28 protein-coding genes are annotated in these 24,251 nt (G+C 64.4%); 17 read left to right on the forward strand and 11 right to left on the reverse strand.

Features of this window, described 5'->3' with window-relative positions; genetic code table 11:
- Window positions 1–6: 6 nt before the first annotated feature.
- Window positions 7–936, reverse strand: a complete 930-nt coding sequence (locus H290_RS0112175) for a metal ABC transporter substrate-binding protein (RefSeq protein WP_036518796.1) — start codon at window positions 934–936, stop codon at window positions 7–9.
- A gap of 139 nt (window positions 937–1,075) precedes the next feature.
- Here H290_RS0112175 and H290_RS0112180 point away from each other — a divergent pair, with 139 nt between their 5' ends.
- Window positions 1,076–1,501, forward strand: coding sequence for a MarR family winged helix-turn-helix transcriptional regulator (locus H290_RS0112180; RefSeq protein ID WP_020107090.1), 426 nt, complete (start codon window positions 1,076–1,078; stop codon window positions 1,499–1,501).
- Here the strand turns inward: H290_RS0112180 and H290_RS0112185 are convergent.
- Together H290_RS0112185 and H290_RS0112190 are read right to left on the reverse strand one after the other, a co-directional pair.
- Window positions 1,493–2,290: an alpha/beta fold hydrolase gene (locus H290_RS0112185; RefSeq protein ID WP_020107091.1), complete on the reverse strand. Its 798-nt coding sequence runs from the start codon at window positions 2,288–2,290 to the stop codon at window positions 1,493–1,495. The genes H290_RS0112180 and H290_RS0112185 overlap by 9 nt on opposite strands.
- Window positions 2,287–3,213: a LysR family transcriptional regulator gene (locus H290_RS0112190; protein ID WP_020107092.1), complete on the reverse strand. Its 927-nt coding sequence runs from the start codon at window positions 3,211–3,213 to the stop codon at window positions 2,287–2,289. The genes H290_RS0112185 and H290_RS0112190 overlap by 4 nt, the downstream gene beginning before the upstream one ends.
- 83 nt (window positions 3,214–3,296) lie before the next feature.
- Between H290_RS0112190 and H290_RS28425 the strand changes: the two genes are divergently transcribed.
- Window positions 3,297–4,412, forward strand: coding sequence for a TDT family transporter (locus H290_RS28425; protein ID WP_020107093.1), 1,116 nt, complete (start codon window positions 3,297–3,299; stop codon window positions 4,410–4,412).
- Here H290_RS28425 and nadB read toward each other — a convergent pair.
- From nadB to H290_RS0112210, 3 genes are read right to left on the reverse strand one after another with little or no spacing between them, the layout of a single operon-like run.
- Window positions 4,361–5,902: an L-aspartate oxidase gene (gene nadB / locus H290_RS0112200; protein ID WP_020107094.1), complete on the reverse strand. Its 1,542-nt coding sequence runs from the start codon at window positions 5,900–5,902 to the stop codon at window positions 4,361–4,363. The two genes, H290_RS28425 and nadB, sit on opposite strands and share 52 nt — an antisense overlap.
- A gap of 37 nt (window positions 5,903–5,939) precedes the next feature.
- The gene (locus H290_RS0112205) at window positions 5,940–6,416 is read right to left on the reverse strand and encodes a helix-turn-helix domain-containing protein (RefSeq protein WP_028463097.1); all 477 of its coding nucleotides are present in this window, start codon (window positions 6,414–6,416) and stop codon (window positions 5,940–5,942) included.
- Between the two features lie 40 nt (window positions 6,417–6,456).
- A complete protein-coding gene (locus H290_RS0112210) occupies window positions 6,457–6,816 on the reverse strand; it encodes a VOC family protein (protein ID WP_020107096.1) in 360 nt (119 codons plus the stop codon).
- A 61-nt stretch (window positions 6,817–6,877) separates the two neighbouring features.
- On the opposite strand from H290_RS0112210, the gene H290_RS30200 reads away from it, so the two are divergent.
- The 5 genes from H290_RS30200 (at window position 6,878) to H290_RS0112235 (ending at window position 10,976) form a co-directional block, all read left to right on the forward strand.
- Window positions 6,878–7,492, forward strand: coding sequence for a hypothetical protein (locus H290_RS30200; RefSeq protein ID WP_028463099.1), 615 nt, complete (start codon window positions 6,878–6,880; stop codon window positions 7,490–7,492).
- A gap of 97 nt (window positions 7,493–7,589) precedes the next feature.
- Window positions 7,590–7,892, forward strand: coding sequence for a metal-sensitive transcriptional regulator (locus H290_RS0112220; protein ID WP_020107097.1), 303 nt, complete (start codon window positions 7,590–7,592; stop codon window positions 7,890–7,892).
- A 14-nt stretch (window positions 7,893–7,906) separates the two neighbouring features.
- Window positions 7,907–8,119: a heavy-metal-associated domain-containing protein gene (locus H290_RS0112225; protein ID WP_020107098.1), complete on the forward strand. Its 213-nt coding sequence runs from the start codon at window positions 7,907–7,909 to the stop codon at window positions 8,117–8,119.
- Window positions 8,116–10,341 carry a cation-translocating P-type ATPase gene (locus H290_RS0112230; protein ID WP_020107099.1) on the forward strand — a complete coding sequence of 742 codons (2,226 nt, stop codon included), beginning with the start codon at window positions 8,116–8,118 and terminating at the stop codon, window positions 10,339–10,341. The genes H290_RS0112225 and H290_RS0112230 overlap by 4 nt, the downstream gene beginning before the upstream one ends.
- A gap of 107 nt (window positions 10,342–10,448) precedes the next feature.
- Window positions 10,449–10,976, forward strand: coding sequence for a hypothetical protein (locus tag H290_RS0112235; RefSeq protein WP_231373567.1), 528 nt, complete (start codon window positions 10,449–10,451; stop codon window positions 10,974–10,976).
- 74 nt (window positions 10,977–11,050) lie between these two features.
- On the opposite strand, the gene aqpZ is transcribed toward H290_RS0112235, so the two are convergent.
- Complete coding sequence (gene aqpZ, locus H290_RS0112240; RefSeq protein ID WP_020107101.1) at window positions 11,051–11,833, reverse strand: aquaporin Z; 783 nt, start codon at window positions 11,831–11,833, stop codon at window positions 11,051–11,053.
- A 211-nt stretch (window positions 11,834–12,044) separates the two neighbouring features.
- On the opposite strand from aqpZ, the gene H290_RS0112245 reads away from it, so the two are divergent.
- Both H290_RS0112245 and H290_RS0112250 read left to right on the forward strand, forming a co-directional pair.
- Window positions 12,045–13,013: a pirin family protein gene (locus H290_RS0112245; RefSeq protein WP_020107102.1), complete on the forward strand. Its 969-nt coding sequence runs from the start codon at window positions 12,045–12,047 to the stop codon at window positions 13,011–13,013.
- A gap of 36 nt (window positions 13,014–13,049) precedes the next feature.
- The gene (locus H290_RS0112250; protein WP_020107103.1) at window positions 13,050–13,418 is read left to right on the forward strand and encodes a GNAT family N-acetyltransferase; all 369 of its coding nucleotides are present in this window, start codon (window positions 13,050–13,052) and stop codon (window positions 13,416–13,418) included.
- Between the two features lie 11 nt (window positions 13,419–13,429).
- On the opposite strand, the gene H290_RS0112255 is transcribed toward H290_RS0112250, so the two are convergent.
- On the reverse strand, window positions 13,430–13,756 hold the full coding sequence (locus tag H290_RS0112255; protein WP_020107104.1) for an AzlD domain-containing protein: 327 nt from the start codon (window positions 13,754–13,756) through the stop codon (window positions 13,430–13,432).
- Window positions 13,753–14,445: an AzlC family ABC transporter permease gene (locus tag H290_RS0112260; protein ID WP_020107105.1), complete on the reverse strand. Its 693-nt coding sequence runs from the start codon at window positions 14,443–14,445 to the stop codon at window positions 13,753–13,755. Before H290_RS0112260 ends, H290_RS0112255 begins: the two co-directional genes overlap by 4 nt.
- Window positions 14,446–14,557: 112 nt before the next feature.
- Here H290_RS0112260 and H290_RS0112265 point away from each other — a divergent pair, with 112 nt between their 5' ends.
- Both H290_RS0112265 and H290_RS0112270 read left to right on the forward strand, forming a co-directional pair.
- On the forward strand, window positions 14,558–15,115 hold the full coding sequence (locus H290_RS0112265; RefSeq protein ID WP_036518812.1) for an XRE family transcriptional regulator: 558 nt from the start codon (window positions 14,558–14,560) through the stop codon (window positions 15,113–15,115).
- Window positions 15,116–15,204: 89 nt separating this feature from the next.
- Window positions 15,205–16,656, forward strand: coding sequence for an FAD-binding protein (locus tag H290_RS0112270; RefSeq protein ID WP_020107107.1), 1,452 nt, complete (start codon window positions 15,205–15,207; stop codon window positions 16,654–16,656).
- Window positions 16,657–16,661: 5 nt separating this feature from the next.
- Here the strand turns inward: H290_RS0112270 and H290_RS0112275 are convergent, their stop codons facing one another.
- A complete protein-coding gene (locus H290_RS0112275) occupies window positions 16,662–17,171 on the reverse strand; it encodes a GtrA family protein (protein ID WP_196809538.1) in 510 nt (169 codons plus the stop codon).
- Window positions 17,172–17,351: 180 nt separating this feature from the next.
- The gene (locus tag H290_RS0112280; protein ID WP_020107109.1) at window positions 17,352–18,023 is read right to left on the reverse strand and encodes a fasciclin domain-containing protein; all 672 of its coding nucleotides are present in this window, start codon (window positions 18,021–18,023) and stop codon (window positions 17,352–17,354) included.
- 235 nt (window positions 18,024–18,258) lie between these two features.
- On the opposite strand from H290_RS0112280, the gene H290_RS0112285 reads away from it, so the two are divergent.
- The 6 genes from H290_RS0112285 (at window position 18,259) to H290_RS0112310 (ending at window position 24,225) form a co-directional block, all read left to right on the forward strand.
- Window positions 18,259–19,788 (forward strand): molybdopterin-dependent oxidoreductase, encoded by a 1,530-nt coding sequence (locus H290_RS0112285; protein WP_020107110.1) that lies wholly within the window; start codon window positions 18,259–18,261, stop codon window positions 19,786–19,788.
- Between the two features lie 8 nt (window positions 19,789–19,796).
- A complete protein-coding gene (gene sigK / locus H290_RS0112290; protein ID WP_155976813.1) occupies window positions 19,797–20,396 on the forward strand; it encodes an ECF RNA polymerase sigma factor SigK in 600 nt (199 codons plus the stop codon).
- A complete protein-coding gene (locus H290_RS0112295; RefSeq protein ID WP_020107112.1) occupies window positions 20,389–21,126 on the forward strand; it encodes an anti-sigma factor domain-containing protein in 738 nt (245 codons plus the stop codon). The genes sigK and H290_RS0112295 overlap by 8 nt, the downstream gene beginning before the upstream one ends.
- A gap of 222 nt (window positions 21,127–21,348) precedes the next feature.
- Window positions 21,349–22,443 (forward strand): Re/Si-specific NAD(P)(+) transhydrogenase subunit alpha, encoded by a 1,095-nt coding sequence (locus H290_RS0112300; RefSeq protein ID WP_020107113.1) that lies wholly within the window; start codon window positions 21,349–21,351, stop codon window positions 22,441–22,443.
- Window position 22,444: 1 nt separating this feature from the next.
- Entirely contained in the window at window positions 22,445–22,786 is a 342-nt protein-coding gene (locus H290_RS0112305) for an NAD(P) transhydrogenase subunit alpha (RefSeq protein WP_020107114.1), read from the forward strand.
- Window positions 22,783–24,225, forward strand: coding sequence for an NAD(P)(+) transhydrogenase (Re/Si-specific) subunit beta (locus H290_RS0112310; protein ID WP_020107115.1), 1,443 nt, complete (start codon window positions 22,783–22,785; stop codon window positions 24,223–24,225). Before H290_RS0112305 ends, H290_RS0112310 begins: the two co-directional genes overlap by 4 nt.
- Window positions 24,226–24,251: the final 26 nt, after the last annotated feature.

A 24,251-nucleotide genomic window follows, 5' to 3' on the forward strand; every position in this document is an offset into this window, starting at 1 on the left:
GGGCGGTCATTGGTTTCCACCTTCGGTGAGAGCGCCGACGATTGTTCCGGCGTCGTGCCGGAGCAGGTCGAGATACGTGGGCACCGGCCCATCGGATTCGGAGAGCGAGTCGACATAGAGAATCCCGCCGAAGCGGGCATCGGTGGCCCGTTCGACCTGCCGCATCACGGCGTCGCTGACGGTCGACTCGCAGAAGACCGCATCGATGTTGTTGTCGCGGACGAACTCGATGGTCGACTGCAGTTGCTTGGACGTGCCCTGCTGTTCGGCGTTGACCGGCCAGATGAACTTCTCCTGCAGACCGGTGTCCCGGGTCAGGTAGGAGAATGCGCCCTCGCAGGTGACCAGGGCGCGGCTCGCTGCCGGGACGTTGTCGAGGCGCTCGACCATCTCGTCGTGGATCTGTTGAAGCTGCGCCTTGTAGTGGTCGGCGTTGGCCCGGTACTCCGCGGCGTTGTCGGGATCGAGATCGGCGAGCGCATCGGCGATGTTGTCGGCGTAGATCTGCACATTCAGCGGTGACATCCACGCGTGGGGATTCGGCTTTCCGGCCCCGGCGTCGGCGGTGATCGGGATGTCGGCCACCCCCTCGCTCGCGACCACATGGGGTGCGTCGAGTCGTTCGACGAACCGCTCGAACCAGGCTTCGAGATGCAGTCCGTTGTCGATGATGAGGTCGGCCTTCGCGGCGCGTCGCATGTCACCGGGGGTCGGTTCGTAGCCGTGGATCTCGGTGCCGGGTTTGGTGACCGATTCGACGCGGATGTTGTCGCCGGCGATGTTGGCGACGATGTCCTGGAGCACCGTGAACGTGGTCAGCACGGTCAGTCGGTCATCATGCCGGTCGATCTTGCCCACGCAGGCGCTCACCGTGACCATGCAGGTAGCCACCAGCAACAGGCTGGTCGCACGGGCGAACCCTGCGTGAATTCGCATGCGCTCATCGTAGAGTTCGGTCTCCCGAACTTTCAAGTTTTCAGCATCGAATCGGCAAGGTCCGCCCCTTTGGTCAGGTAGGGGTCGAACTGCGGGTGGAAATTCGTTGGCCAGCCCAACCAGTTGTACGGTGGATGCCATGGTGAAACGCCTTGATGAGCGGGTGACATGGCTGGTGGGCCGGGCGCAGTCACGTAGTCACGCGCTGCTCCGTGATTCCTTTGACCGGGCGGGTTCGAGGCCCTATCACTACCGATTGCTGGCGGCCCTCGAGGAAAGCGGTCCGGCCAGTCAGGCTGATCTCGGCCGGATGACAGGTCTCGACCGCAGTGATGTGTCCGGTGCGATCGATGTGCTGTTCGAGGCGGGCTTTGTTCATCGCGAACCAGACCCTTCCGACCGGCGCCGCAACATCGTCGCTGTCACGAAAGCCGGGCGGACAGAACTGCGTCGGCTCGATGCCGTCCTCGATGCGGTCCAGGAAGAGTTCCTCGCGCCGCTCACGGAATCGGAACGGCGAGTCTTTCTGGGCCTGGTCGCGCGGTTGGCAGACGGGTCACCCTAGGAACTCGGTGGCGAGGTCTGGCCAGGTCCGCAACTGCATGGGCGTGTCCGCGATCTGGAGCCGGGCGCCGGGAATCACGTCGGCCAGGTGCCGCGCGGTCGAGAGCGGATGGCCGGCGTCGCCCGACCAGGCGAGTATCAGGACGGGCAGGTCCACTGTGGTCAGGGCGCTGTCGGCGGGCAAATCGGAGCGGGAGGCACCGCGCAGGATCGATGGGAGCAGCGTCTCCGTCACCTCGACCGCCGGTGGATTCTGGGTCAGCCCGGTGTGAACGTGAGGCGGAGGTTCCGCGGCGAAGGCCTCTTTGTAGGCGGCCAGGCCCGATCCTTCGATCAGTGCCGCGTCCTCGAGATACCCGCGCACATGCACTGCGCGCTCCGCGCCCATCGTGGGCGGTGTCGTGAGCACCAGGCGCCGGAACCGCTCCGGCTTCGTGGTGACGGCATACAGCAGCGTGGCGGTGCCCATCGACGATCCGAGTCCGTCGACCTGTTCGTCGCCGGCGATCTCGTCCAGCAACTCCAGCAGGTCCAGGCTCAGATTCGGCCAGGTGTAGTGCTCGGGTTCGGGGGCGCCGGACGATCCGCCATGGCCTCGGGCGTCATATCGGACGAGTCGATGCCGGGCGGTCAGCGGTGACCAGTCGAATATCCCGGCCGCTTCCTGTCCGCCGCCGCTCGAGGTGAGGCCGTGGGCCCAGATGGCGGTGGGACCGTGGCCGGACTCGGACCAGGCGAGTTCGGCGCCACGAACGCCGGTGAGGTGCGATGTCCGGTTTTCCGATGTCATTGCTGCCTCGAGGCTTCGGATGCCGAGGGTTGATCCTGGGCTGCCAGGGTCACCAGGTCGCGGGCTGGGCCGCGGAGGGCGGTTCCGCGGGGCCAGATCGCTCGCAGGTCCCGCGGCATCGAGACCTTCTCGACCTCGATCCGCGTCAGACGTCCGTCGACGAGTTCTTGCGCAACCGACAAACTCGACAACACTGCCGGTGCATCCGACCCCAGCACCGCTGCTTTGACGGCGGCAACGGAGTTCAGTTCCAGTAGGGGATCGGTGACCTCCCCGAGTGCCGACTCGAAGGTCACGCGGGTGCCCGATCCCGGTTCGCGTTGTACCAGTGGGGTTTTGCGGAGTTCGGCGGTGGAGATGGGTTTGCCGCGCCGCGCCCACGGATGATCGGGGCGGGTGACCACCACCAGCTCGTCGCGCGTGACGGTCAGTGACTCCAGTCGACTGTCGGTGTCGGGGCCCTCGATGAACCCCACGTCGACGGACCCGGACAGCACCTGTTTGGTCACCTCGGCGGAGTTCATGGGCTGTACCCGGATTCGGGTGTTGGGGTGAGTTCGGCGCAAGGTGAGCGCCCATCGTGGGATGAGATATTCGGCGACCGTCATGGATGCGGCGACGGCCAGTGAGGCGCGCTTGCTTCCGAGCAGTGAATCGACACCTGCCGAGAATCGTTCGGCCGCATCCAGGAGTCCCGCTGCCCATTCCAGAACGGCAACCCCCTCGGCTGTCAGCTCGGTTCCACTGGGGGAACGCCGAAACAGGACGATGCCGAGTTCGCGTTCGACCGAATGGACGCGGGAGCTGATCGCCTGCTGGCTCAGGTTCTGTTCTCGTGCCGCCGCGCTCATGCTGCCCCCGCGGGCCACCGAGACAACAACATCGAGGGCGGACAGATCGGGTACTCGTGCCGGCAACACCATCGTTCGAGGGTACAAGCTCAAGTTGTATCGAGACAAGGACAAGCCATCTACCGCGCCGACGCCTCTCGCCGCAGTCTTGTTCCATGACACCGAACTGGTATTCCGCAATCATGGGCACGGGCATCGTGGCGACCTCCGGGGTTGCGCTGCATTCCAGCCTTCCGGGAGTCAACGTCCTGACCACGGCGTTCTGGCTGCTGGCGGCGATCGGCCTGGTGATCGCGACGATCCTGTTCCTCCAGGGTGGTCCGACCCGGCACGCCGCCGACCCGGCCATGGCCCACTTCTATGGGGCGCCGGCCATGGCGCTGCTGACCGTGGGTGCGGGCACCATCCAACTCGCGCCGCAGTTCATCGACGCAGGTGCCGCGGTCTGGATCGGTGGCGGGCTGTGGCTGGCCGGCACCGCCGCCGGCGTTTTCACAGCGCTCTGGATTCCGTTCCGGATGATCACCGGGGCCCAGAGCGCGCAGTCCGGAGCAATGCCCAGCTGGTTGATGCCGGTGGTGCCGCCGATGGTGTCAGCGGCCACCGGTTCGCTTCTGATCCAGCATGTTTCGGAAGGTCAGCTCCGGCTGGGTCTGCTGACCCTCTGCTACGGCTTGTTCGGGCTGAGCCTGCTCGTCGGGATGCTGACCATGGGCATGGTGTATTCGCGGCTCATCCACCGCGGGCTGCCGTCGGCGCAGGTTGCGCCGACCGTGTGGATCATGCTCGGCATGCTCGGCCAGTCGATCACCGCCGCAGTACTTCTGGGTAATCGGGCGTCGCTGGTGTTCGTCGGTGAGCAGGAATCGATCGCGGCGGGTCTACAGCTTCTCGGCATCGGCTACGGCCTGGTGATGGGCGGGTTCGCGGCTTTCGTCTTCGCCCTCGCGGTGTCCATCACCGTGCACAACGTGCGACGGGGAATGAGCTTCACCCCGGCCTGGTGGAGCTTTACCTTCCCCGTCGGGACCTGCGTCACCGGTGCGGCTGCCCTCGGATTTGCCACCGATTCGGTTCTGCTCCATGTCATTTCGGTCGGCCTGTATGCACTACTGCTGGGGGCCTGGTGCACCGTTGCCTACCGGAGTGTCCGGTTGGTGCTCGGTGAACGTGTCACCGAGACCACTCTGCGCTCGATCTCGACGGCACGGAATGCGGTTCAGCGGACCTCGAGCGTCGAGGTGAGTGCCGCCGGATCGTCCGTCCGGTGATGACACCCGCGAGACTCCTTGCGTGCCAATGCCGATGCGACCACCAGTCGTGCGGTCAGCGTGAGCGCGGCATCCTCGTGATCGGTGAGACCGCTCGGCCGGCGCGAGGGCACTGATTCGAGCCGGTCGGCGAGAGCACTCAGGCCGGCCTGATCACGACTCAGGGCGGCATGTGTGGACATCTGGTCCTGGAGTTCGGGCCGTGGGGCGAACGGGACCTCGATGATCGGTGTGGATCGCAGTGCCATGAGCTTGATGCCCGAGCGCTCCACCGCGGCCTCGGCCACGCGCGTGCCCATCACCAGACCTTCGAGCAAACTGTTGGACGCCAAGCGGTTTGCGCCGTGGAGTCCGGTGCGAGCGACTTCTCCGGCTGCGTACAGGCCGGGCACCGTGGTGGCACCGGCGGTGTCGGTGACCACGCCGCCGCACAGGTAGTGGGCGCCGGGTACCACCGGAATCAGATCGACGGCGGGGTCGAGGCCGATCTCCGCGACACCGGCGGTGACGGTCGGGAACCGGCGCGCGACATCGGTGATGTGCCGGGCATCGAGATAGACGTGTTCGGCGCCGGTCCGGGCCATCGCCGCGCTCACCGCATTCGCCACCACATCGCGCGGAGCGAGGTCGCCGAGTGGATGAACGCCTGCGGTCACCGAATTGCCGTCGATATCAACGAGTACGGCTCCTTCGCCGCGCAATGCCTCGCTGATCAGTGTGCGACGTCCCCGGACACCGGGCCGGTACAGCATCGTCGGATGGAATTGGATGAACTCCATGTCGGCGACCGCAGCACCCACTGCGTGGGCGAGCGCGATGCCGTCGCCGGTGGCGCCGAGGGGATTGGTGGTGGCGCGGTACATGTGGCCGGCACCGCCGGTGGCGAGTACCACCGTGGGCGCATACACCTCGGTGCGGGCTCCATCGCCGGAACCGACGGCCAGGCCGAGCGCTGTCCCATCGCCGCTGCGCAGGATCTGTTGGGCGTATGTGCTGTCGAGCACCGAGATGTTCGGGTGCGACAGTGCCTTTTGCGCCAGTGCGCGTTGCACCTGGGCGCCGGTGGCGTCACCACCGGCGTGGATGATGCGACGAACGCTGTGTCCACCTTCGCGGGTCCGCAGAAAGTGGCCGTCGGCGCCGGTGTCGAACAACGCGCCCCACCGGACGAGTGCGGAGACCGCCTCGAAGCCGTCGCTCACGATGGATTCGGTCGCGACCGGATCGGTGAGTCCGGCCCCGGCGACCACGGTGTCGCGCGTGTGGAGCGCGACCGAGTCGTCGGTGTTGTGTGGCTCGACCACGGCGATGCCACCCTGGGCGAAGTAGGTGGCGGTGCTGGGCTCACGGTCGCCCGGATGCCATCCGCGGCCCTTGTTGATGACCAGGACCTTCAGGCCGGCTTCGGCCGCGGTCACCGCGGCCGTGAGACCCGCGACACCGGCACCGACCACCACCAGATCGGTACGCAGCGCAGCGTCGGAAGCCATGGCAGGAGATTCTATCGGGCGGTCCCCAGAAGGTAGATCAGGGTTTGACCAGCGATATCCGCAGCTCGTCGAGGGGCACCGCGTTGCCGTCGGGTGTGGTCAATGCGGCTTTCACCGGTTCGCCGGTGACATCGGAGATCAGATCGAGTGGGTGGCCCTCGGGCTGGAGGTACTTGTCGCCCCACTGCATCAATCCGAAGACGACGGGCACGAGGTCGGTGCCCATCTCCGTGAGGTGATACTCGTGCCGCGTACGTTGCCCGGGCTCCTGGTAGGGGACTTTTTCCAGCAGGCCGGCGTCGACCAGACCCTTGAGCCGTGCAGACGCCACGGCGTCGCTGACCCCGACGCGGCGGGCGAAGCCGTCGAACCGGGTGGTGCCGTACATCGACTCCCGCAGGATCAACATCGCTGTCTTGGTCCCGACCACATCAAGGGCGCGCGTGATCGAACACCGATTGCCCGGGATCCAACGATCGAGATCTGCCAGTTTGTCATCGAGAACCGCTACCATGACCGCCAATATACGCCCACCTGACTAGGGCGGACCAGAGTCAGTGGAGAACCAGGCAGAACGGATGGCCGACGGGATCGAGGTATACCCGGAAACCCTCGAATTCCTGACCCTCGACCTTGGTGGCGCCCGCTTCGAGAACCCGTGGTTCAGCGGTCTCGAAGTCGGAGACGTTGATGTCGAGATGGGCCTGCTGGCTTCCGTTCGGGTCGGGAAATACGGGTGGTACATACGTGGTCGACCGCTGAAAAGCCAGCTTCGCGGTGCCCAGGCCGCAGTCCAGTTCGATCCATTCCGAATCGCTGGTGTCCAGGTCTCCGCCGAGCACTCGCTGATAAAACTGCGCCAGGGCCAGTGGATCCGGGCCGTCGAGCGCAATTGCATTCACGAAACCGATCATCAGTACTCCCAACTCGTGTGTCGAACTCGCCACTGTCGGCGCTTGAGGCCAAGATGTACGTGTGGCGGGAGAATTCGATGTGTGTTGGTCAACGGTAATAGCTGCTGCCGACACGCATGCCGCCTTCGGTGAGGCGCCGGACAACGGGTGGGTTCAGCGTTGCCGCCTGGGTTCGGGACATTCCGGCATCCACGCCAGCGATGCCGGTGTGGGCCCGCTCGGTGGCCTCCGCTTGTGGTTGCAGTGGTCGGAGGACGATGACGCGCACCGACTGACCGAACTCGAATCCTGCCCGGTCGCCGACGGTAGGGACCTGGCCTGCGTCTACTTCGCGGGCCACGGTGGACCGCATCGATTTGCCCCGACATCCCCGAATCCGCGGTTCGGTTCGCACTATCGGCCCGACACGACGGTGAGTCGCAACGGTTCGGGCCGGGCCGGGTCGATCGCCACCGCGGAGAGTTTGACGGTGGCGGCGCAAGACCCGGCAACGAGCGCAGAAGAGCGCAGCCCGCAACATCGACCGGCGCGGCACTCCGGCGAGCCGGCAGGCGATGTTGCACAGCGGGTCGCCGGGCACGCCGGCCGGGTGCGTCCGGTGGAAGAAGTGCTGCTCGATCTGGTCGACCTGCTGTCCGAGCTGGCGACGGCCATCAAGGCGCAACGCGAGTCCTGACCCCCACCGAATCCGGTGTCTTCTCGCCCTCTTGTTTGTGGCCGGGAATACGGTAGGGGGGTATGGTAGTTCCTGTTGAAGACGACAAGGAGCAACCATGACCGACGAGCATGAGCATCAGCACGGTTACATCCATCGCAAAGACGACTACCTCAAGCGGCTGAAGCGGATCGAAGGTCAGGCGCGCGGACTCCAGCGGATGGTCGAAGAGGAGAAGTACTGCATCGACATCCTGACCCAGGTGTCCGCGATGACCAAGGCGTTGCAGGCGGTGAGCCTCGGTCTGCTCGAGGAACACATGTCGCACTGCGTCGTCGATGCCGCTCGTGAAAGCAACGAGCAGGGTCAGGCGAAAGTCAGAGAGGCCACCGAGGCAATCGCTCGGCTGGTCCGTTCATAGAGGGAGCGCGAGAGATGAGCGTTGAAACATATCGGGTGGTCGGAATGACCTGCGACCATTGCGTCGCATCGGTCACCGAAGAGGTCGGTGAGATCCCGGGCGTTGACCGGGTGGAAATCGAACTCAGCTCTGGACGGATGAATGTCCATGTGGCGCAACCTGTTGCACGCGACGTGGTGGAAGCAGCGGTTGTCGACGCCGGATACCGGTTGGGCGCGGACGGATGACCACCGCATCGCTGTCCCAGGTCGATCTCGAGATCGGCGGCATGACGTGTGCCTCGTGCGCGAATCGCATCGAGCGCAAGCTCAACAAGATCGACGGCGTGGAGGCGACGGTCAACTACGCCACTGAAAAGGCGAGCGTCAGTTACTCGGACCCGGTGGACACCACCGACCTCATCGCCACCGTCGAGGCCGCGGGCTATCACGCCTGGGTGCCCGAGCCGTCGGGTGGCGACACCACCGACGACGGCAACTCAGACCCTGAGCTGCACACGCTTCTGCACAAAACGCTGGTCAGCGCAGCACTGTCGATTCCGGTGATCGCCATGGCGATGATCCCGCAGTTGCAGTTCGACAACTGGATGTGGCTGTCGCTGACGCTGGCCGCACCGGTGGTCGTCTGGGGTGGCTGGCAATTCCACCGGGCTGCGGCGATCAACGCGCGCCACGGTGCTGCCACGATGGACACCTTGGTCTCCGTCGGAACGTTGGCGGCCTTGGGATGGTCGGTCTACGCGCTGTTCTTCGGTGCGGCCGGTGATCCCGAAATCCAGGCCATGAACATGGACATGACCTCCTCTGATGGCACGGCCAACATCTACCTCGAAGCCGCGGCCGGCGTCACCACCTTCATCCTTGCGGGTCGATACTTCGAGATGCGTTCGAAGCGGCGGGCCGGTAGTGCGCTGCGGAGTCTGCTCGAGCTCGGCGCCAAGAGTGTCACCGTGCTCGCCGGCGGACGCGAAAAGCTGATCCCGATCGAGCAACTCGGCGTCGGTGATCTGTTCGTGGTCCGGCCGGGTGAACGCATCGCCACCGACGGTGAAGTCGAAAGTGGCTCGTCCGCAATCGATGCCTCGATGCTCACCGGTGAATCGGTACCGGTGGAGGTCGAACCCGGCGACTCGGTGGTGGGCGCCACCGTCAACGCGGGTGGCCGGATCGTGGTGCGGGCCAAGCGAATCGGAAGTGATACGCAGCTAGCCCAGATGGCGCGTCTGGTGGAGCAGGCGCAGACCGGGAAGGCGCAGGTCCAGCGTTTGGCCGATCGGATCTCGGGTGTGTTCGTCCCGATCGTGATCGCCCTCGCGCTCGGCACCCTCGCGGTCTGGCTCGGCTTGGGCTACGACACCACCGATGCGTTCACCGCCGCTGTTGCGGTCCTCATCATCGCCTGCCCGTGTGCCCTGGGTCTGGCCACCCCCACAGCCTTGATGGTCGGCACCGGCCGGGGCGCGTCGATGGGCATCCTGATCAAGGGACCGCAAATCCTCGAATCGACCAGGCGGGTCGACACGATCGTGCTCGACAAGACCGGCACTGTCACCACCGGGCAGATGACGCTGACCGACGTGGTCGTGGCCGATGGCGAAGACGCCGATCGGGTGACGCTCCGGGCGGGGTCGGTGGAGGATGCCTCCGAGCATCCGATCGCGAAGGCGGTGGCCGTGGGCGCCCGGGAACGGATCGGCGAACTGGCCGCGGTGACGAAGTTCGCGAACACCGCCGGCCTCGGTGTCGTCGGCGATGTCGACGGGGTGACGGTAGCGGTCGGACGGCCGCAGTGGCTGATCGAGCGAGGCCTGCGCCTGCCCGACGAGCTGGCAGCGGCCATCGATTCGGCCGCACAGTCCGGGTATACCGCGATCGCGGCCGGATGGGACGGCGGTATCCGCGGTGTCCTGGTGGTCTCCGATGTGCTGAAACCGACGTCCGCGCAGGCGGTTGCCGAACTCGTCGAACTCGGTCTGACCCCGGTCCTGCTGACCGGTGATCACGAGGCAGTGGCGAATACCGTTGCCGCACAAGTGGGCATCGGCACCGTCATCGCCGGGGTGTTGCCGGAGGCGAAGGTGGATGCGATCAAGAATCTGCAGGCGCAGGGCAAGGTCGTCGCGATGGTCGGCGACGGTGTCAATGATGCTGCGGCGCTTGCCCAATCCGACCTCGGGTTGGCGATGGGCACCGGTACCGACGCCGCGATCGAGGCCAGCGATATCACTTTGGTGCGTGGTGACCTGAGAGCTGCCGCGGATGCGATCAGGTTGTCCAGGGCGACTCTGCGCACGATCAAGGGCAACCTGTTCTGGGCCTTCGGCTACAACGTGGCAGCGATTCCGCTCGCGGCCGTGGGCCTGCTCAGCCCGATGATCGCGGGCGCGGCGATGGCTCTGTCGTCGGTGTTCGTGGTGGGCAACAGTTTGCGGTTGCGCCGATTCGGGTAGCGGGCGACCACCGGGGTGAACTAAGGATCCTTTCCAGGCGGTTTGAGGTGGGTGAATACTGGGAACTGTCCGTACTGTCGCCTGTCACCGCTGGAATGGAGTGCGCAATGAACCGGATCAGAAAGACGCTCACCTCGATGGTGGTCGCCGCCGCCGCGGCCGGAGCGCTGGTGATCGGCGCACCTGCTGCGCAGGCTGCGCCCTGCGGACCCGACATGAACCTGTCCGGCACTGTCAGCGCGTTGAAATATGGCTGTACACAGGGGCAATTCGACAGTCTGTTCCGGAACGCGCCGGCCGGGCCGATTCCGTGGAATGTGGTGATGAACGGCGGCGTCCGACCCGTCGGTGATGCCAATCCGGGTGCCACAGATGCCGTCGCGGGGTTGTGGCAGGGCAAACACTTCTACAACGGATGGTTGAACAACCGGGTTCTCGGTGGAGAAAACGTCTCGGCGAGCGTCTTCTACGCGTTGTCCGCCCGCGATGGGAAACCCGTTGTGCGCGTTGACTATGCGCGGTCCGGCATACCGTTTGCCCATGACGAACTCCGTCAGCTGCCCAATGGGGTCTACGTGGGGTACGGCTACCTCAACAACAATGCCTATGTGGACTTCTGGGTGTATCCGGCCTGATCCGGCCCACAGACACGCAACTGCCCGGTCGACATCGACGTCGACCGGGCTTTTTGTGTTGGGTAGCTACGGATCTACGTGGGAACGGGTGGATTGGGGATCTGGTCGAGGTCGGGTTCATCCGCGCCCTTGCCGAACACCAGCGGATACAGGATCCCGGCGAGGATCGCGCCCACGATCGGTGCCAGCCAGAACAGCCACAACTGACCGGGTGCGCCGTTGCCGTTGAAGAACGCGACGGCCGTTGATCGGGCCGGGTTCACCGAGGTGTTGGTGATCGGGATGCTGATCAGGTGGATCAGGGTCAGGGTGAGGCCGATGGCGATGCCGGCGATACCCGCCGGCGCCCGCTTGTCGGTGGCGCCCAGGATGACGGTGACAAAGATTGCGGTCAGCACCACCTCGGCGATCAGGGCGGACCACAATGCGTACCCGGCCGGAGAATGGTCCCCGAAACCGTTGGCGGCCATGTTTCCTTCGGCTTCGAAACCATCCCGGCCGTTGGCTATCGCCAGAATGATGGCGCCGGCGATGAGGCCGCCGATCACTTGGACGACGATGTATCCGGGCACGTCCTTCCACGCGAAGCGTTTGGCCAAGGCGGCGCCCACGGTCACCGCGGGATTGAAGTGGCCACCTGAGATGTGGCCGAGGGCGTAGATGCCCGTCAGGACGGTGAGTCCGAATGCAAACGAGACGCCCAGGAAACCGACGCCCTGCTGGAACATCGTTCCGGTGTCGCTGTCCTGTGCGATGGACTTGGCTGCGAAGACCGCGGTGCCACAACCGCCGAGCACCAGCCAGAAGGTGCCCAGCCCCTCGGCAGCGAGTTTCTGAAATGTGTTCGGAGTGGCCATAAGGTCGTACCTCCAGGTGTGATCGGTGAGTTCAGGTGCGCTCTGCACGTCGGCAACAGTCGTCGCGTCGACGATGAGCGACAGGTGAAATGACCGTTACTATCGGAAAGTATTACCACCGCGACATGAATTTTGGTTTGCTGAATACAAATTGATATGTCACGGATTGAGAAAGGTTGCACAACATGGTGGAAGTCGGAAGAAACGGGCAATGAGCAATCTTGTCGACGGCCCGGAGATCGAGTGCCCATCCACGCCGTCCACCGATCCCCATGTTCAGATCCTCACCGCGCGTGACGTCCCACTCGGTGGTCCCCGCGCGATGCTGGTTCGCCGGACACTCCCGCAACGAGCGCGGTCTCTCATCGGAGCATGGTGTTTTGCCGACCACTACGGTCCCGCCGACGTGCGGGACACGGGTGGCATGAACGTGCCGCCTCATCCGCACACCGGCCTTCAGACCGTGAGCTGGCTGTTCTCCGGCGAGATCGAGCACCGCGACAGCTTCGGCGTCCATGCGATGGTGCGGCCGGGCGAGGTCAATCTGATGACCGCCGGATACGGAATCTGCCACTCGGAGGTGTCGACGCCGGAGACCACCGAACTCCACGGCGTCCAGCTGTGGGTGGCCCTGCCCGCGGACGCTCGAGATACCGAGCGGGGGTTCGATCACCATGTGCCAGAACCGGTATACGTCGACGTCGGGCGAATCAATGTCTTCATCGGAACACTGATGGGGAGTACGTCACCGGTCAAGACCTTCAGTCCATTGCTCGGCGCGCAGATCGATCTCGACATGGGTGCCACGCTGACCATTCCGGTCGATCCCACCTTCGAGCACGGCATCCTGGTCGACCAGGGCACGGTCAGCGTCGACGGCGCCGAGGTCGCCCGCGCCGAGATGGCCTATGCCGGTACCGGGCACAGCCAATTGACCCTGCAGAGTTCCGACGATCAGCCGTCCCGCGTGATCCTCCTCGGTGGCACACCGTTCGGCGAGGATCTGGTGATGTGGTGGAACTTCGTCGGCCGCAGTCATGACGAGATCGTGACCTACCGGGAGCAATGGGAGCAGCAATCCGATCGATTCGGGGAGGTCGCCGGATATCAAGGTCCGGTGACCCGGCTACCCGCCCCGGCGTTGCCCAATGCCAAGATCAAACCGCGCACCCAGCAATGACCGGAATATCCCAGACGAGAGCGTAGTTCAGCTGACATGACCAACAGCAGTGGGACCATCACCGACAAAACCGGAGCACCCGTCACGATCGCCGACGATCCCGACAACCACCGGTATACCGTCACCGTCGACGGTGTCCGTGCCGGTCACGCGGCCTACGCCGATCGGACCGACGATCATGGTGTCGCGCAACGGGTTTTCTACCATACCGAGGTCGATGAAGCCTTTGGCGGACGTGGGCTGGCCACCATTCTGGTCAAAGAGGCGCTCGATGACGCTCGCGCGCAAGGGAGAAAGATCGTCGGCGTGTGCCCGCTGGTGGCAGCATTCCTGAAGAAGCATCCGGAGTACTCGGAGGCCACGAGCCCGGTGACCAAGCAGATCTTGGACTGGCTCAAGCGTTGACGGTGCCCGGGTCAGGACATCCCGGCCAGGCGTAGCAGCGCCGTCGTAGTGGCTGCAGCCACCACCACTGCCACAAATGGGACCCGCCGCCAGGCCAGCACGCCACCGACGGCCACGCCGATAATCCTTGCCGGACTCGAGATCTCGTGATCTGAGATGAACGTGGCGGTGGCGACGAGGGCGGTCAGCAGCACCACGGTGCCGATTCCGGTGAGTTGCTCGAATCGCTCGGGTATGGTCCATCGTCCGGCAAGCATGGGCCCGGCAAAGCGAAAAGCGAACGTGCCCAACGCCAGGGTGGCGATTCCGATGAGCAGGGCCGGAGTGCTGACGGTCATCGGGTCGCCACCTTTTCACGTCGCCGGATCGGAACCGCGAGGGCAACTGCGGACAGCGCCAAGAGAATTGGGATTCCGGCGGGTGTGAACGGCGACGTGGCCACCGCGATCACGGCGCCCACGCATGCCGCCTTTCGGGTGGCGCGGTCCCGGAGACTGGGCAGGACCAATGCCAGCAGCACTGCCGGGAAGGCGGCGTCGAGACCGAACGCGTTGGTGTCGCTGATCATGGAACCACCGATGGCGCCCACGATGCCGCCGATGTTCCAGGAGACGAACAGACCTGCGCCGCAGGCCCAATACACCGCGCGCCGCCGTGCCGGATCCCGCTGCGCGATGGTGAACGCAACGGATTCGTCGATCATCAGATGGGATCCCACCAGGCGTGCGGCAACGGATTTGCCGAGTACGTCTCCGAGGGAGAAACCGAACAGGATGTGGCGGGCATTGGTCAGCAGGCCGGCGGCGACGCCGGCGAAGATGCTTCCGCCCGCCGCGATGATCGCCACGAACGCGAACTGCGATGCGCCCGCGAAGACGACAACCGACATGAGAAGTGGGACCCAGATCGCGAAACCGCTGCCGACAGTGATCGCACCGAATGACAACCCCACCAGCGCGATCGCCGCACAGACCAGTGCAACGTCGCGGGCCAGTCCGCCATCGAGTGTTCGCCATATCGAACGCATGGACATTATGATGAACCTATCGGGCGGTGTTCGTCAACCCGAACGATTGGTAGTGTAAATCGAACGACGACGTCGGCGACGGACTCGCCATGGAATGCCACTGCTCGAGAGGATGCCGATGACGGGAGCACCGCTGCAGGCCATTGCGGCTGCGCTACAGCGGGAACGCAAGCGGACCGGGCTCTCGCTGGCCGAGGTCGCACGTCGGGCGGGGGTGGCGAAGTCGACGTTGTCGCAGCTCGAAGCCGGCAACGGCAATCCCAGCGTGGAGACCCTGTGGGCTCTGAGCACCGCACTCGATGTGCCGTTCGCGCTGCTGGTACAGCCGCCGGCGCCGAAAGTTCAGGTGATCCGGGCCGGGGAAGGTCCAGGCGTGTTCTCGGAACGTTCGGACTATGTGGCAACGCTGCTGTCGGCATGTCCCACCTATGCCAGGCGCGATCTGTATCTGATCACCGCCGAGCCGGGCGAGCCCCGGGACTCCGACCCGCACATGGCGGGTGTCGTCGAGCATGTGGTGCTGGTGTCCGGGCGTGCGCTGGTCGGCTTGATCGACGAACCGATCGAACTCGGGCCGGGCGACTACATCAACTATCCCGGCGATGTCCGGCACACATTCTCTGCATTGGAGCCGAACACCGTCGCCGCGCTCATTTCCGAACACGTCTGAAGCGTGACGCCGTCCGCACGTTTGACCTAAAGTAGAACGAGTTCTAGTTTGGGTCGACAGGTTGAGCGGAACGAGTGAGGAATGCGCTGATGAAGGCTGAATTGCCCGAGGTGGTGGCCGCATCGACGGTCGACGAGTGGACTGACGAAGTCGATGTACTCGTCGTCGGATGCGGGATCTCCGGCGGTAGCGCTGCGGTCGAGGCATCGGCAGCGAGCGCCCGGGTGCTCGTTCTCGAGCGTGCCGCCGTCGCGGGCGGAACGTCGTCGATGGCCGGTGGGCACTTCTACCTCGGTGGCGGCACCGCGGTGCAGAAGGCGACCGGGCACGAGGATTCGGCCGAAGAGATGGAGAAGTACCTCCTGGCGGTTTCCCGGGAACCGGAACCGGACAAGATCCACGCCTACTGCCAGGGCAGTGTTGAGCACTTCGACTGGCTCGAGGCGCTCGGCTTCGAGTTCGAGCGCACCTACTACCCGGAAAAGGCCGTGATCCAGCCCGGTACGCAGGGGCTGATGTTCACCGGAAACGAGAAGGTCTGGCCGTTCTGCGAACAGGCGGTCCCGGCGCCGCGCGGCCATAAGGTCCCCGTCAAGGGCGATACCGGCGGCGCGGGCATGGTCGTCGATCTGCTGGTGAAGCGCCTTGCCGAACTCGGCACCGAGATCCGCTACGAGACCGGCGCCCGCAATCTCGTCGTCGACGACAACGGTCAGGTTGTCGGGGTGCGGTGGAAGAGATTGCAGGACACCGGCTTCATCAAAGCCAAGGCAGTGATCATCGCGGCCGGCGGATTCGTGATGAACGAGTCGATGGTCGCAGAGTTCGTCCCGGCGATGGCCGAAAAGCCCTACACACTGGGCAGTACCTATGACGACGGGTTGGGCATCCGCCTCGGAGCGTCCGTCGGGGGCGACCTCAAACACATGGATCAGCCGTTTGTGACCGCACCGATCTACCCGCCGTCGATCCTGATCACCGGACTCGCGGTGAACAAGGAGGGTCACCGGTTTGTCAGCGAGGACTCCTACCACTCCCGGACGTCGGCCTTCGTGCTCGAGCAACCGGACGCCATTGCCTACCTCATCGTCGACGAATCGCACATGGAGCGGCCGGACTTCCCATTGGTGCCGTTCATCGACGGGTGGGAGACGATCGAGGAGATGGAGTCGGCGCTCGGCATCCCGGAAGGAAACCTGCAGGCGTCGATCGCGAGGTACAACGAGTACGCCGCGCGGGGCGAGGATCCTGACTTCGGCAAGCGAGCGAATTGGCTGGCTCCGCAGGACAAGGGACCGTGGGCGGCGTTCGACATGTCGCTGGGTAAGGCGATCTACGCCGGATTCACCATCGGTGGCCTGGCGACCTCGCTGGACGGTGAGGTACTCACGGAGTCGGGTGTGGCGATTCCCGGCCTCTACGCCGCCGGTGCCGGAGCGGCGAACCTCGCGCAGGACGGCAAGGGCTACGCCAGCGGAACGCAGCTGGGCGAGGGCTCGTTCTTCGGTCGCCGGGCGGGACGACACGCCGCCGCCCGCTAGACCGATCAGCCGGCGGTGGTGAGCTGCTTCCGCAATGCCCGGGAGAACACGTGCCGGAAGGTCAGGAACCGTACGCAGGTGGCGATCAGGTTCACGATCATCAGGATGACCAGCTCGAGCCGGCTCGATGGATGCTCCGAGATCTGATGCAGCACGAACAGTGAGAGTGCGGTCAGCGCCCACCCGAAGGCGAAGACGGCGATGCCCTGGATGTGGTGGAAGAGGATCTGCCGGGAGCCCCGCAGCCCGAAGGTGAAGGCCCGATTCGCGGCGGTGTTGAGGATCGCCGAGACCAGCATGGCGATGAAATTGGCGGCCTGAGCGCCGAGAGGTCCGTGCAGTGTGAGGTACAGCAGGGCGTAGGTGGTGGTGCACACGATCCCAACCGCGGAAAAGCGCAGGACCTGCATCGGCAGGGGCCTGCGCACGAACTCGACAAGAGTTCCCCGCTGGGGAGGATCGGTTTCCGCCGCAGCGGTCTCGATCTGATCTCCAGGGATCGGGCCTACCGTCACAACGAACACGATATGGGAGGACATCGGAATTCGTGCTATCGGCAGGCTATGTTGTCGGGCAAACTATGGAAATTTGCTGTATTGGAGTCCAAGGCTCGGGCCGGAACGGCCGGTCGGGGGTGTGCCGCCCCGGCCCGAGTTCTTGATCTACCCCTCAGGTCATTGATGCCTGGTCGCAGGTTATGCGGCCGGCGGCATCAGCACCGTATCGATGAGGTAGACGGTCGCGTTGGCGGTCTTCACACCGCCACAGATCACGGAGGCGTTCTGGACCTTGAGAGTGTCGACCGGGCCGGTCACGGTGACCGTTCCACCTTCGACGGTCTTATGGTCGCCGATGACCTCATCAGGCGAGAGCTGTCCTGGCACCACGTGGTAGGTCAGGATCTTGGTCAGCGTCGCGCTGTCAGTCTTGAGCGATTCGATGGTCGCCGGGTCGATCTTGGCAAAGGCGTCATCGGTGGGCGCGAAGACGGTGAACTCGCCACCGTTGAGGGTGTCCACCAGGTTGACGTCCGGATTCACTCCACCGGAGACCGCTGCGGTCAGGGTGGTGAGCTCCGGATTGTTACCGGCGGCGGTGGCAACCGGATCGGCCGCCATACCGTCAACCGAGCCCGCACCGGTCGGGTTCGCTTCGGCGTAGGCCGCGCAACCCGGTCCGACCAGGGTGGCCGGTTCCATCGAAGTGCTTGATCCCGTTGCCATTTCGGACGAGGTCATCGGTGCCGAGGTGGCGGCGGCGGTGTCCGAGGAGGAGTCGGAGTCGTCCGAACAACCTGCCACCAACCCGATTGCCAGGCCAACGCTCGCCACGGTCACTGCCAGTCGCTGAATTCGTTTGAGAGCCATCTTCGCTGTCCTTATCCCTAACGTCGGTCAAAAATGTTCGGCGCCGGTGATGTGCTGTGGCGCCGATCATTTGTCGGTCACGGCAGGTTCGGAGCTGCTGCGGGGGTGGATGGGTACGGATGAAGAAAAGTTGTCAGCGGCCTGGGAGCCATCCGAAGCGGCGGTGATTCCGAATCCCCCTCAACACAGGCATGTTGAGAACTCTTGAGAGGCTGAGGAATTGCATACAGCTGCAGTGGCACGTCACGGGCTCGCCGGCCTGGTGGCGGCAGGTGCCGGGCTTGCTGTCGGGGAACTGACGGCAGCGTTCATCTCGCCGTATGCGTCTCCCTTCTACGCGGTCGGATCGTTCCTGGTTGATCACGCCCCGGCGTCGATACGTGAGTTCGCCATCGAGACCTTCGGCACCAATGACAAGCCGGTGTTGTTGTGGGGCATAGCAATTGCCGTTGCACTTCTGTCGGTGGTGGCCGGCATCGTCGAACGGCGAACTGTCCCTGCCGGTTCGGTGTTGATCGCCATGTTCGGCATCTTCGGTATGTTCGCGGCATTGCAACGGCCCACGTCGGACCGGTGGTATGCGCTGCCCTCGTTGATCGCGATGGTGGTCGGCGTTCTGGTGTTGCGGTATCTCCGCGGATTTCTTTTCGCCGGTTCACGCAGCGACGAGACCGACCCGGTCGAACCGGAGCGGGAGGGATTGTCGCGTAGGCAGTTTGCGATCTCCGCGGCTGTGATTGCGGTTGCCTCGGCTGCCGGGGCGTACCTCGGCCGGCAGATCTCGACGATGGGTGACGTCATCGCCGATCGCAAGCGGGTACGGCTGCCGCGTCCGGCCAGTGCCGCCGCGCAGGTCCCGGCCGGCACCGATGTCGAGGTCGAGGGCGTGACCCCGTTTGTCACCGCCAACAACGACTTCTATCGCATCGACACCGCATTGCAGGTTCCGGCGTTGACCACCGGTGACTGGAAACTGCGCGTGCACGGGATGGTCGACAACGAGTTCACCCTGACATGGGACGACCTGATGGACATGCAGGCAACGGAACGGATCGTGACGCTGACATGTGTCTCCAATGAGGTCGGTGGCGCCCTGGCCGGTACGGCCCGGTGGGTGGGCTATCCGATGAAGGCGATTCTGGAGCGCGCGGGGGTGAAGGACGGTGCAGACATGCTGTTCTCCACCAGCGTGGACGGTTGGACGTCGGGTACACCCATCGACGCGGTGATGGACGGTCGCGACGCGATGCTGGTGATCGGCATGAACGGTGAGCCGTTGCCGCTCGAACACGGCTATCCGGTCCGTCAGGTGGTCCCCGGGCTCTACGGTTTCGTCTCGGCGTGCAAGTGGGTTGTCGATTGGGAGATCACCCGGTTCGACATGGCAGAGGCGTACTGGACCAAACGCAACTGGGGTGAGAAGGCGCCGATCAAAACCGCATCCCGCATCGATCGCCCGGCCGGACTGTCGCGGCACCCGGTGGGCGATGTGGTGATCGCTGGTACGGCCTGGGCGCAGCATCGTGGGGTTGCGAAGGTCGAGGTTCGTGTCGACGACGGTCCGTGGAACACCGCAACGCTCGCGACCGAATACTCCGACGACACCTGGCGGCAGTGGTACTGGACGTGGCCGGCCACCGCCGGACAACACACCGTCTACTGCCGCGCGACGGACAAGACCGGGCAGGTTCAACCCGAGCAGCGGGTGGCGCCGATACCTGATGGCGCGACCGGTTGGCACAACCGAGTGCTGCAGATTGAATAGGTGTTTTGATGACTATCGCTAGGGTCATGGATGTGACCGACCGAATTCCCGAAGCGCGAGTGGACCTCGCCGATCTGCTGATCCGGACGGCCGACCGCGATCGAGCGGCTTTCGCCGACCTCTACGACGCGACGAGTGCCCGGGTGTTCGGGTTGATCTGTCGAGTTCTGCGAGATCGTGGTTATGCCGAGGAAACGCTGCAGGAAGTCTATTTGCAGGTGTGGCAGAAGGCCGAAGGCTTTGATCCGGCCGCCGGATCCGCATTGAGCTGGATGATGACCATCGCGCATCGGCGGGCAGTGGATCGGGTTCGCAGCGAGGAAGCGGCCAGCCGACGATCCACCGACTACTCGGTTTCGAACCTGGAATTGCCCAGTGACGTCGTGGCCGATTCCGTGGTGTCTCGTGAGGAACGTGCCGGCGTTGTGTTCTGCCTGGACAGCCTGACTTCGACGCAACGGCAGAGCATTGAGCTGTCCTACTATGGTGGCCTCACTTATCGCCAGGTCGCAGAGCGGCTCGATGCAGCTCTCCCCACGGTCAAATCTCGTATCCGCGATGGACTCCGTCGCCTGAAGCAATGTCTGGAGGCGAATCCCCGTGGCTGAGAACAGCTGGCTCGACGAGCACATCGAGTTGTACGCCCTGGGGGCGCTGGAGGCCGACGAGGTCGAGCGCGTCGAGCGGGAGATCGCCGCCGCACCCGTCGCCGAGCGGCAGCGGTACCGCCGGGAGATCACGCGAACGCGCGAAGCGTTGGCTTCGCTGTCGGCGGGGTACGCCACGCCACCGCCACCGCGGATCCGGCAGCTTGTGCTGGCGGACTTGCCGCCACGCGAGACGATGCCATCGAATGTGGTTGACATCACATCGCGTCGACGTCGGGTGACCATCGCCGTCGGGGCTGTCGCGGCCGCGCTCGCGCTGATCGTCGGCGGCGTGCTGGTTGGTCGGGTCACCGCCCCCGACGCCACTGGTCCGGTTGCGCAGGACGTGGACAATCAGATCAGTCAGGTGCTTGCGGCACCGGACATGCAACTGCAACAGGCCGACATCGGCGAGGACACCAGCGTCACCGTCGTGGCATCGCGCGAAGAGGACAAGGCCGTGGTGCTGGCCGACGGACTGCCCGCGGTCCCAGCAGGTCAGACTTATCAGATGTGGCTGATGGGGGACGATCATGATCCCGTGTCGGTCGGACTGATGCAGGGTTCACCGGGTCGTCAGGCGGTCGCGGTCGACAACGTGTCCGGATCGGACACCTTCGGTGTCACAGTCGAACCCGCGGGTGGATCGCCGCAGCCGACCGGTGATCCAGTCGTCGCGGTCAGTTTCTGACAACAGCGGAACGCAGATAATTAGCTGTTCAAAGCTTTTTTGAATTCCGGGTTCTGCCATTTGAACTGTGTTCAGTTACACAGCTCCCGGGCCTTTTACTCATGCTATGTTCCAACCCAGTGATGTGGCGCACGCGTGTCGTGGGCCACATCGGCCATTTACGGGCAGGCGTCGGACAGCTGTCTCCGATGAACCGCCCAACCCCATGACGAGGGAGCTTTTATGAGTGTGGGTGTGGTGCGCGAGACGGCGGCGGGGGAACGCCGGGTTGCGCTGGTTCCGAAGGTCGCCGCCACGTTGGTGAACAAGGGTGTGCCGGTGATCGTGGAGTCCGGCGCGGGTCTGGGTGCGTTGATTCCGGATGATCTGTATGTCGCTGCCGGTGCTTCGATCGGCGATCCGTGGTCGGCGGATGTGGTGGTCAAGGTCGATGCCCCCTCTGATGCCGAGATCGGCAAGCTGTCGACGGGTTCGTCCCTGATCGGCTTCCTGAATCCGCGCAACGCGGAAAACCAGATCGGCGCACTCAAGGCCGCCGGGGTGCAGGCATTTGCGGTGGAGGCGATCCCCCGGATCTCGCGGGCGCAGTCGATGGATGCACTGAGCTCGCAGGCCAACGTTGCGGGCTACAAGGCCGTGGTGTTGGCGGCCGAGCGTTCAACCCGCTTTTTCCCGATGCTGACCACGGCTGCCGGAACGGTGAAACCGGCCACAGTCCTGGTCCTGGGTGTGGGTGTGGCCGGCCTGCAGGCGCTGGCGACGGCCAAGCGTCTGGGCGCGCGGACCACCGGTTACGACGTGCGCCCGGAAGTTGCCGAGCAGGTCAAGTCCGTGGGCGGGCAGTGGCTCGATCTCGGGATCGACGCTGCCGGTGAGGGCGGGTATGCCCGCGAGCTGACCGAAGACGAACGCGCACAACAACAACAAGCCCTGGAGAACGCGATCAAGGGCTTCGACGTGGTGATCACCACCGCCCTGGTGCCCGGTCGCCCGGCACCACGGCTGGTGACCGCCGCTGCGGTGGAGGGCATGAAACCCGGCAGCGTCGTTATCGACCTGGCCGGTGAGACCGGCGGCAACTGCGAGCTGACCGAGCCGGGCCAAGAAGTGATCAAGCACGACGTGATGATCTGCTCGCCCCTGAACCTGCCTGCCGGTATGCCCGAGCACGCCTCGGAGCTGTATTCGAAGAACGTGCTCGCGCTGATCGAGTTGATGCTCGATGAGAGCGGCAAGATCGTCCCCGATTTCGACGACGAAATCCTCGCCGCGGCCTGCGTCACACGCGAGGCGACTGATGTGAAGGCTGGTGCCTGACATGTACGAAAATTTGCTCGCGAATATCGCGATTCTGGTGTTGGCCGGGTTTGTCGGGTTCGCCGTCATCTCCAAGGTCCCCAACACCCTGCACACGCCACTGATGTCGGGTACCAACGCCATTCACGGCATCGTGGTTCTCGGTGCCCTGCTCGTGTTGGGCCGTTTGCCCGATGATGCTCCGTGGGGGGTGCGGATCATCGCGTTTGTCGCGTTGATCTTCGGAACCCTGAACGTGGTGGGTGGCTTCCTGGTCACCGACCGCATGTTGGGCATGTTCAAGAGCAAGAAGGCTCCCGTTGCCGACAAGGCTGCTGCCGCTGCTGAAGGAGCCGACAAGTGAACAACCTTGTCTCCATTCTTTATATTGTTGCGTTCTCGATGTTCATCCTCGGTCTGTCGGGGCTGACCGGTCCCAAGACCGCGGTGCGGGGTAACTGGATCGCCGCGACCGGTATGGGTATCGCCGTCATTGCGACCCTGATCGAGATCCGCGACACCTATGCCATCAACTGGATTCTGATCATCGTCGGGTTGGCGGTCGGTGTGATCCTGGGCGTTCCGCCGGCCAAGCGCACCAAGATGACGGCGATGCCGCAGCTGGTGGCATTGTTCAACGGTGTCGGTGGTGGCACCGTCGCGTTGATCGCGTGGGCCGAGTTCATCGAAACCGCAGGCTTTTCCGAGTTCCAGCACGGCGAATCACCGACCATCCACATCGTGATCGGTTCGTTGTTCGCCGCGATCGTCGGTTCGGTGTCGTTCTGGGGTTCGCTGATCGCGTTCCTCAAGCTGCAAGAGCTGATGAACAAGAACGTCGAGAAGACCTTCGTCCGCAACGCCAAACTGTTCCAGGTCGCGAACATCGTGCTGCTGCTGATCGCTTTGGCGGCGTGTGTGTTCATCGGTATCAACGCCACCCCGGGTGAAGGCTCGAGCCAGTGGTGGATCGTGCTGGTGCTGATCGCGGCGGGGATCATGGGCCTGTTCGTGGTGCTGCCGATCGGTGGCGCCGACATGCCGGTGGTCATCTCACTGCTCAACGCGATGACCGGTTTGTCTGCTGCGGCAGCGGGTCTGGCATTGAACAACACGGCGATGATCGTGGCCGGCATGATCGTCGGTGCCTCCGGTTCGATTCTGACCAACCTGATGGCCACGGCGATGAACCGCTCGATCCCGGCGATCGTGTTCGGATCGTTCGGTGGCGGCGGGGCGGCCGGGTTGGCCGGTCCGGCCGGCGAGCAGGGGACTGTCAAGGCCACCAGCGCGGCCGATGCTGCCATCCAGATGGCGTATGCGTCGCAGGTGATCGTGGTCCCCGGTTACGGTTTGGCCGTTGCTCAGGCCCAGCACGCGGTCAAGGACCTCGCGAGCATTCTCGAGGAGAAGGGCGTCGAGGTGAAGTACGCGATTCACCCGGTGGCCGGTCGTATGCCCGGACACATGAATGTGCTTCTGGCCGAGGCTGATGTCGAGTACGACGCGATGAAGGAGATGGATGACATCAACGGCGAGTTCGCCCGTACCGATGTCACCCTGGTCATCGGCGCCAACGACGTCACCAACCCCGCGGCACGTAACGATCCGTCATCCCCGATCCACGGGATGCCGATCCTGAACGTCGACCAGTCACGGTCGGTGATCGTCCTCAAGCGCGGTATGGCCTCCGGGTATGCCGGCATCGACAACCCGCTGTTCACTCTGCCGGGTACCTCGATGCTGTTCGGAGACGCCAAAAAGTCCGTCGGCCTGGTCATCGAGGAACTCAAAGCCCTGTAGTAACTGGGCCCGGTAGCCCAACGCTC

This window comes from Nocardia sp. 348MFTsu5.1 (assembly GCF_000383535.1).
Classification (GTDB): domain Bacteria; phylum Actinomycetota; class Actinomycetes; order Mycobacteriales; family Mycobacteriaceae; genus Williamsia; species Williamsia faeni.

What these genes read in the sequence shown, in the direction of transcription:
- H290_RS0112255 (WP_020107104.1), bottom strand. Translation starts at nt 13,756, where the DNA reads ATGACCGTCAGCACTCCGGCCCTGCTCATCGGAATCGCCACCCTGGCG.
- H290_RS0112235 (WP_231373567.1), top strand. Translation starts at nt 10,449, where the DNA reads ATGAACCGGATCAGAAAGACGCTCACCTCGATGGTGGTCGCCGCCGCC.
- nadB (WP_020107094.1), bottom strand. Translation starts at nt 5,902, where the DNA reads ATGGCTTCCGACGCTGCGCTGCGTACCGATCTGGTGGTGGTCGGTGCC.
- H290_RS0112250 (WP_020107103.1), top strand. Translation starts at nt 13,050, where the DNA reads ATGACCAACAGCAGTGGGACCATCACCGACAAAACCGGAGCACCCGTC.
- H290_RS0112260 (WP_020107105.1), bottom strand. Translation starts at nt 14,445, where the DNA reads ATGCGTTCGATATGGCGAACACTCGATGGCGGACTGGCCCGCGACGTT.
- H290_RS0112220 (WP_020107097.1), top strand. Translation starts at nt 7,590, where the DNA reads ATGACCGACGAGCATGAGCATCAGCACGGTTACATCCATCGCAAAGAC.
- H290_RS0112265 (WP_036518812.1), top strand. Translation starts at nt 14,558, where the DNA reads ATGCCGATGACGGGAGCACCGCTGCAGGCCATTGCGGCTGCGCTACAG.
- H290_RS0112230 (WP_020107099.1), top strand. Translation starts at nt 8,116, where the DNA reads ATGACCACCGCATCGCTGTCCCAGGTCGATCTCGAGATCGGCGGCATG.
- H290_RS0112280 (WP_020107109.1), bottom strand. Translation starts at nt 18,023, where the DNA reads ATGGCTCTCAAACGAATTCAGCGACTGGCAGTGACCGTGGCGAGCGTT.
- H290_RS0112300 (WP_020107113.1), top strand. Translation starts at nt 21,349, where the DNA reads ATGAGTGTGGGTGTGGTGCGCGAGACGGCGGCGGGGGAACGCCGGGTT.
- H290_RS0112180 (WP_020107090.1), top strand. Translation starts at nt 1,076, where the DNA reads ATGGTGAAACGCCTTGATGAGCGGGTGACATGGCTGGTGGGCCGGGCG.
- H290_RS0112225 (WP_020107098.1), top strand. Translation starts at nt 7,907, where the DNA reads ATGAGCGTTGAAACATATCGGGTGGTCGGAATGACCTGCGACCATTGC.
- H290_RS0112245 (WP_020107102.1), top strand. Translation starts at nt 12,045, where the DNA reads ATGAGCAATCTTGTCGACGGCCCGGAGATCGAGTGCCCATCCACGCCG.
- H290_RS0112190 (WP_020107092.1), bottom strand. Translation starts at nt 3,213, where the DNA reads ATGGTGTTGCCGGCACGAGTACCCGATCTGTCCGCCCTCGATGTTGTT.
- H290_RS0112185 (WP_020107091.1), bottom strand. Translation starts at nt 2,290, where the DNA reads ATGACATCGGAAAACCGGACATCGCACCTCACCGGCGTTCGTGGCGCC.
- H290_RS0112175 (WP_036518796.1), bottom strand. Translation starts at nt 936, where the DNA reads ATGCGAATTCACGCAGGGTTCGCCCGTGCGACCAGCCTGTTGCTGGTG.
- H290_RS0112205 (WP_028463097.1), bottom strand. Translation starts at nt 6,416, where the DNA reads ATGGTAGCGGTTCTCGATGACAAACTGGCAGATCTCGATCGTTGGATC.
- sigK (WP_155976813.1), top strand. Translation starts at nt 19,797, where the DNA reads ATGACTATCGCTAGGGTCATGGATGTGACCGACCGAATTCCCGAAGCG.
- H290_RS28425 (WP_020107093.1), top strand. Translation starts at nt 3,297, where the DNA reads ATGACACCGAACTGGTATTCCGCAATCATGGGCACGGGCATCGTGGCG.
- aqpZ (WP_020107101.1), bottom strand. Translation starts at nt 11,833, where the DNA reads ATGGCCACTCCGAACACATTTCAGAAACTCGCTGCCGAGGGGCTGGGC.
- H290_RS0112270 (WP_020107107.1), top strand. Translation starts at nt 15,205, where the DNA reads ATGAAGGCTGAATTGCCCGAGGTGGTGGCCGCATCGACGGTCGACGAG.
- H290_RS0112305 (WP_020107114.1), top strand. Translation starts at nt 22,445, where the DNA reads ATGTACGAAAATTTGCTCGCGAATATCGCGATTCTGGTGTTGGCCGGG.
- H290_RS0112210 (WP_020107096.1), bottom strand. Translation starts at nt 6,816, where the DNA reads ATGATCGGTTTCGTGAATGCAATTGCGCTCGACGGCCCGGATCCACTG.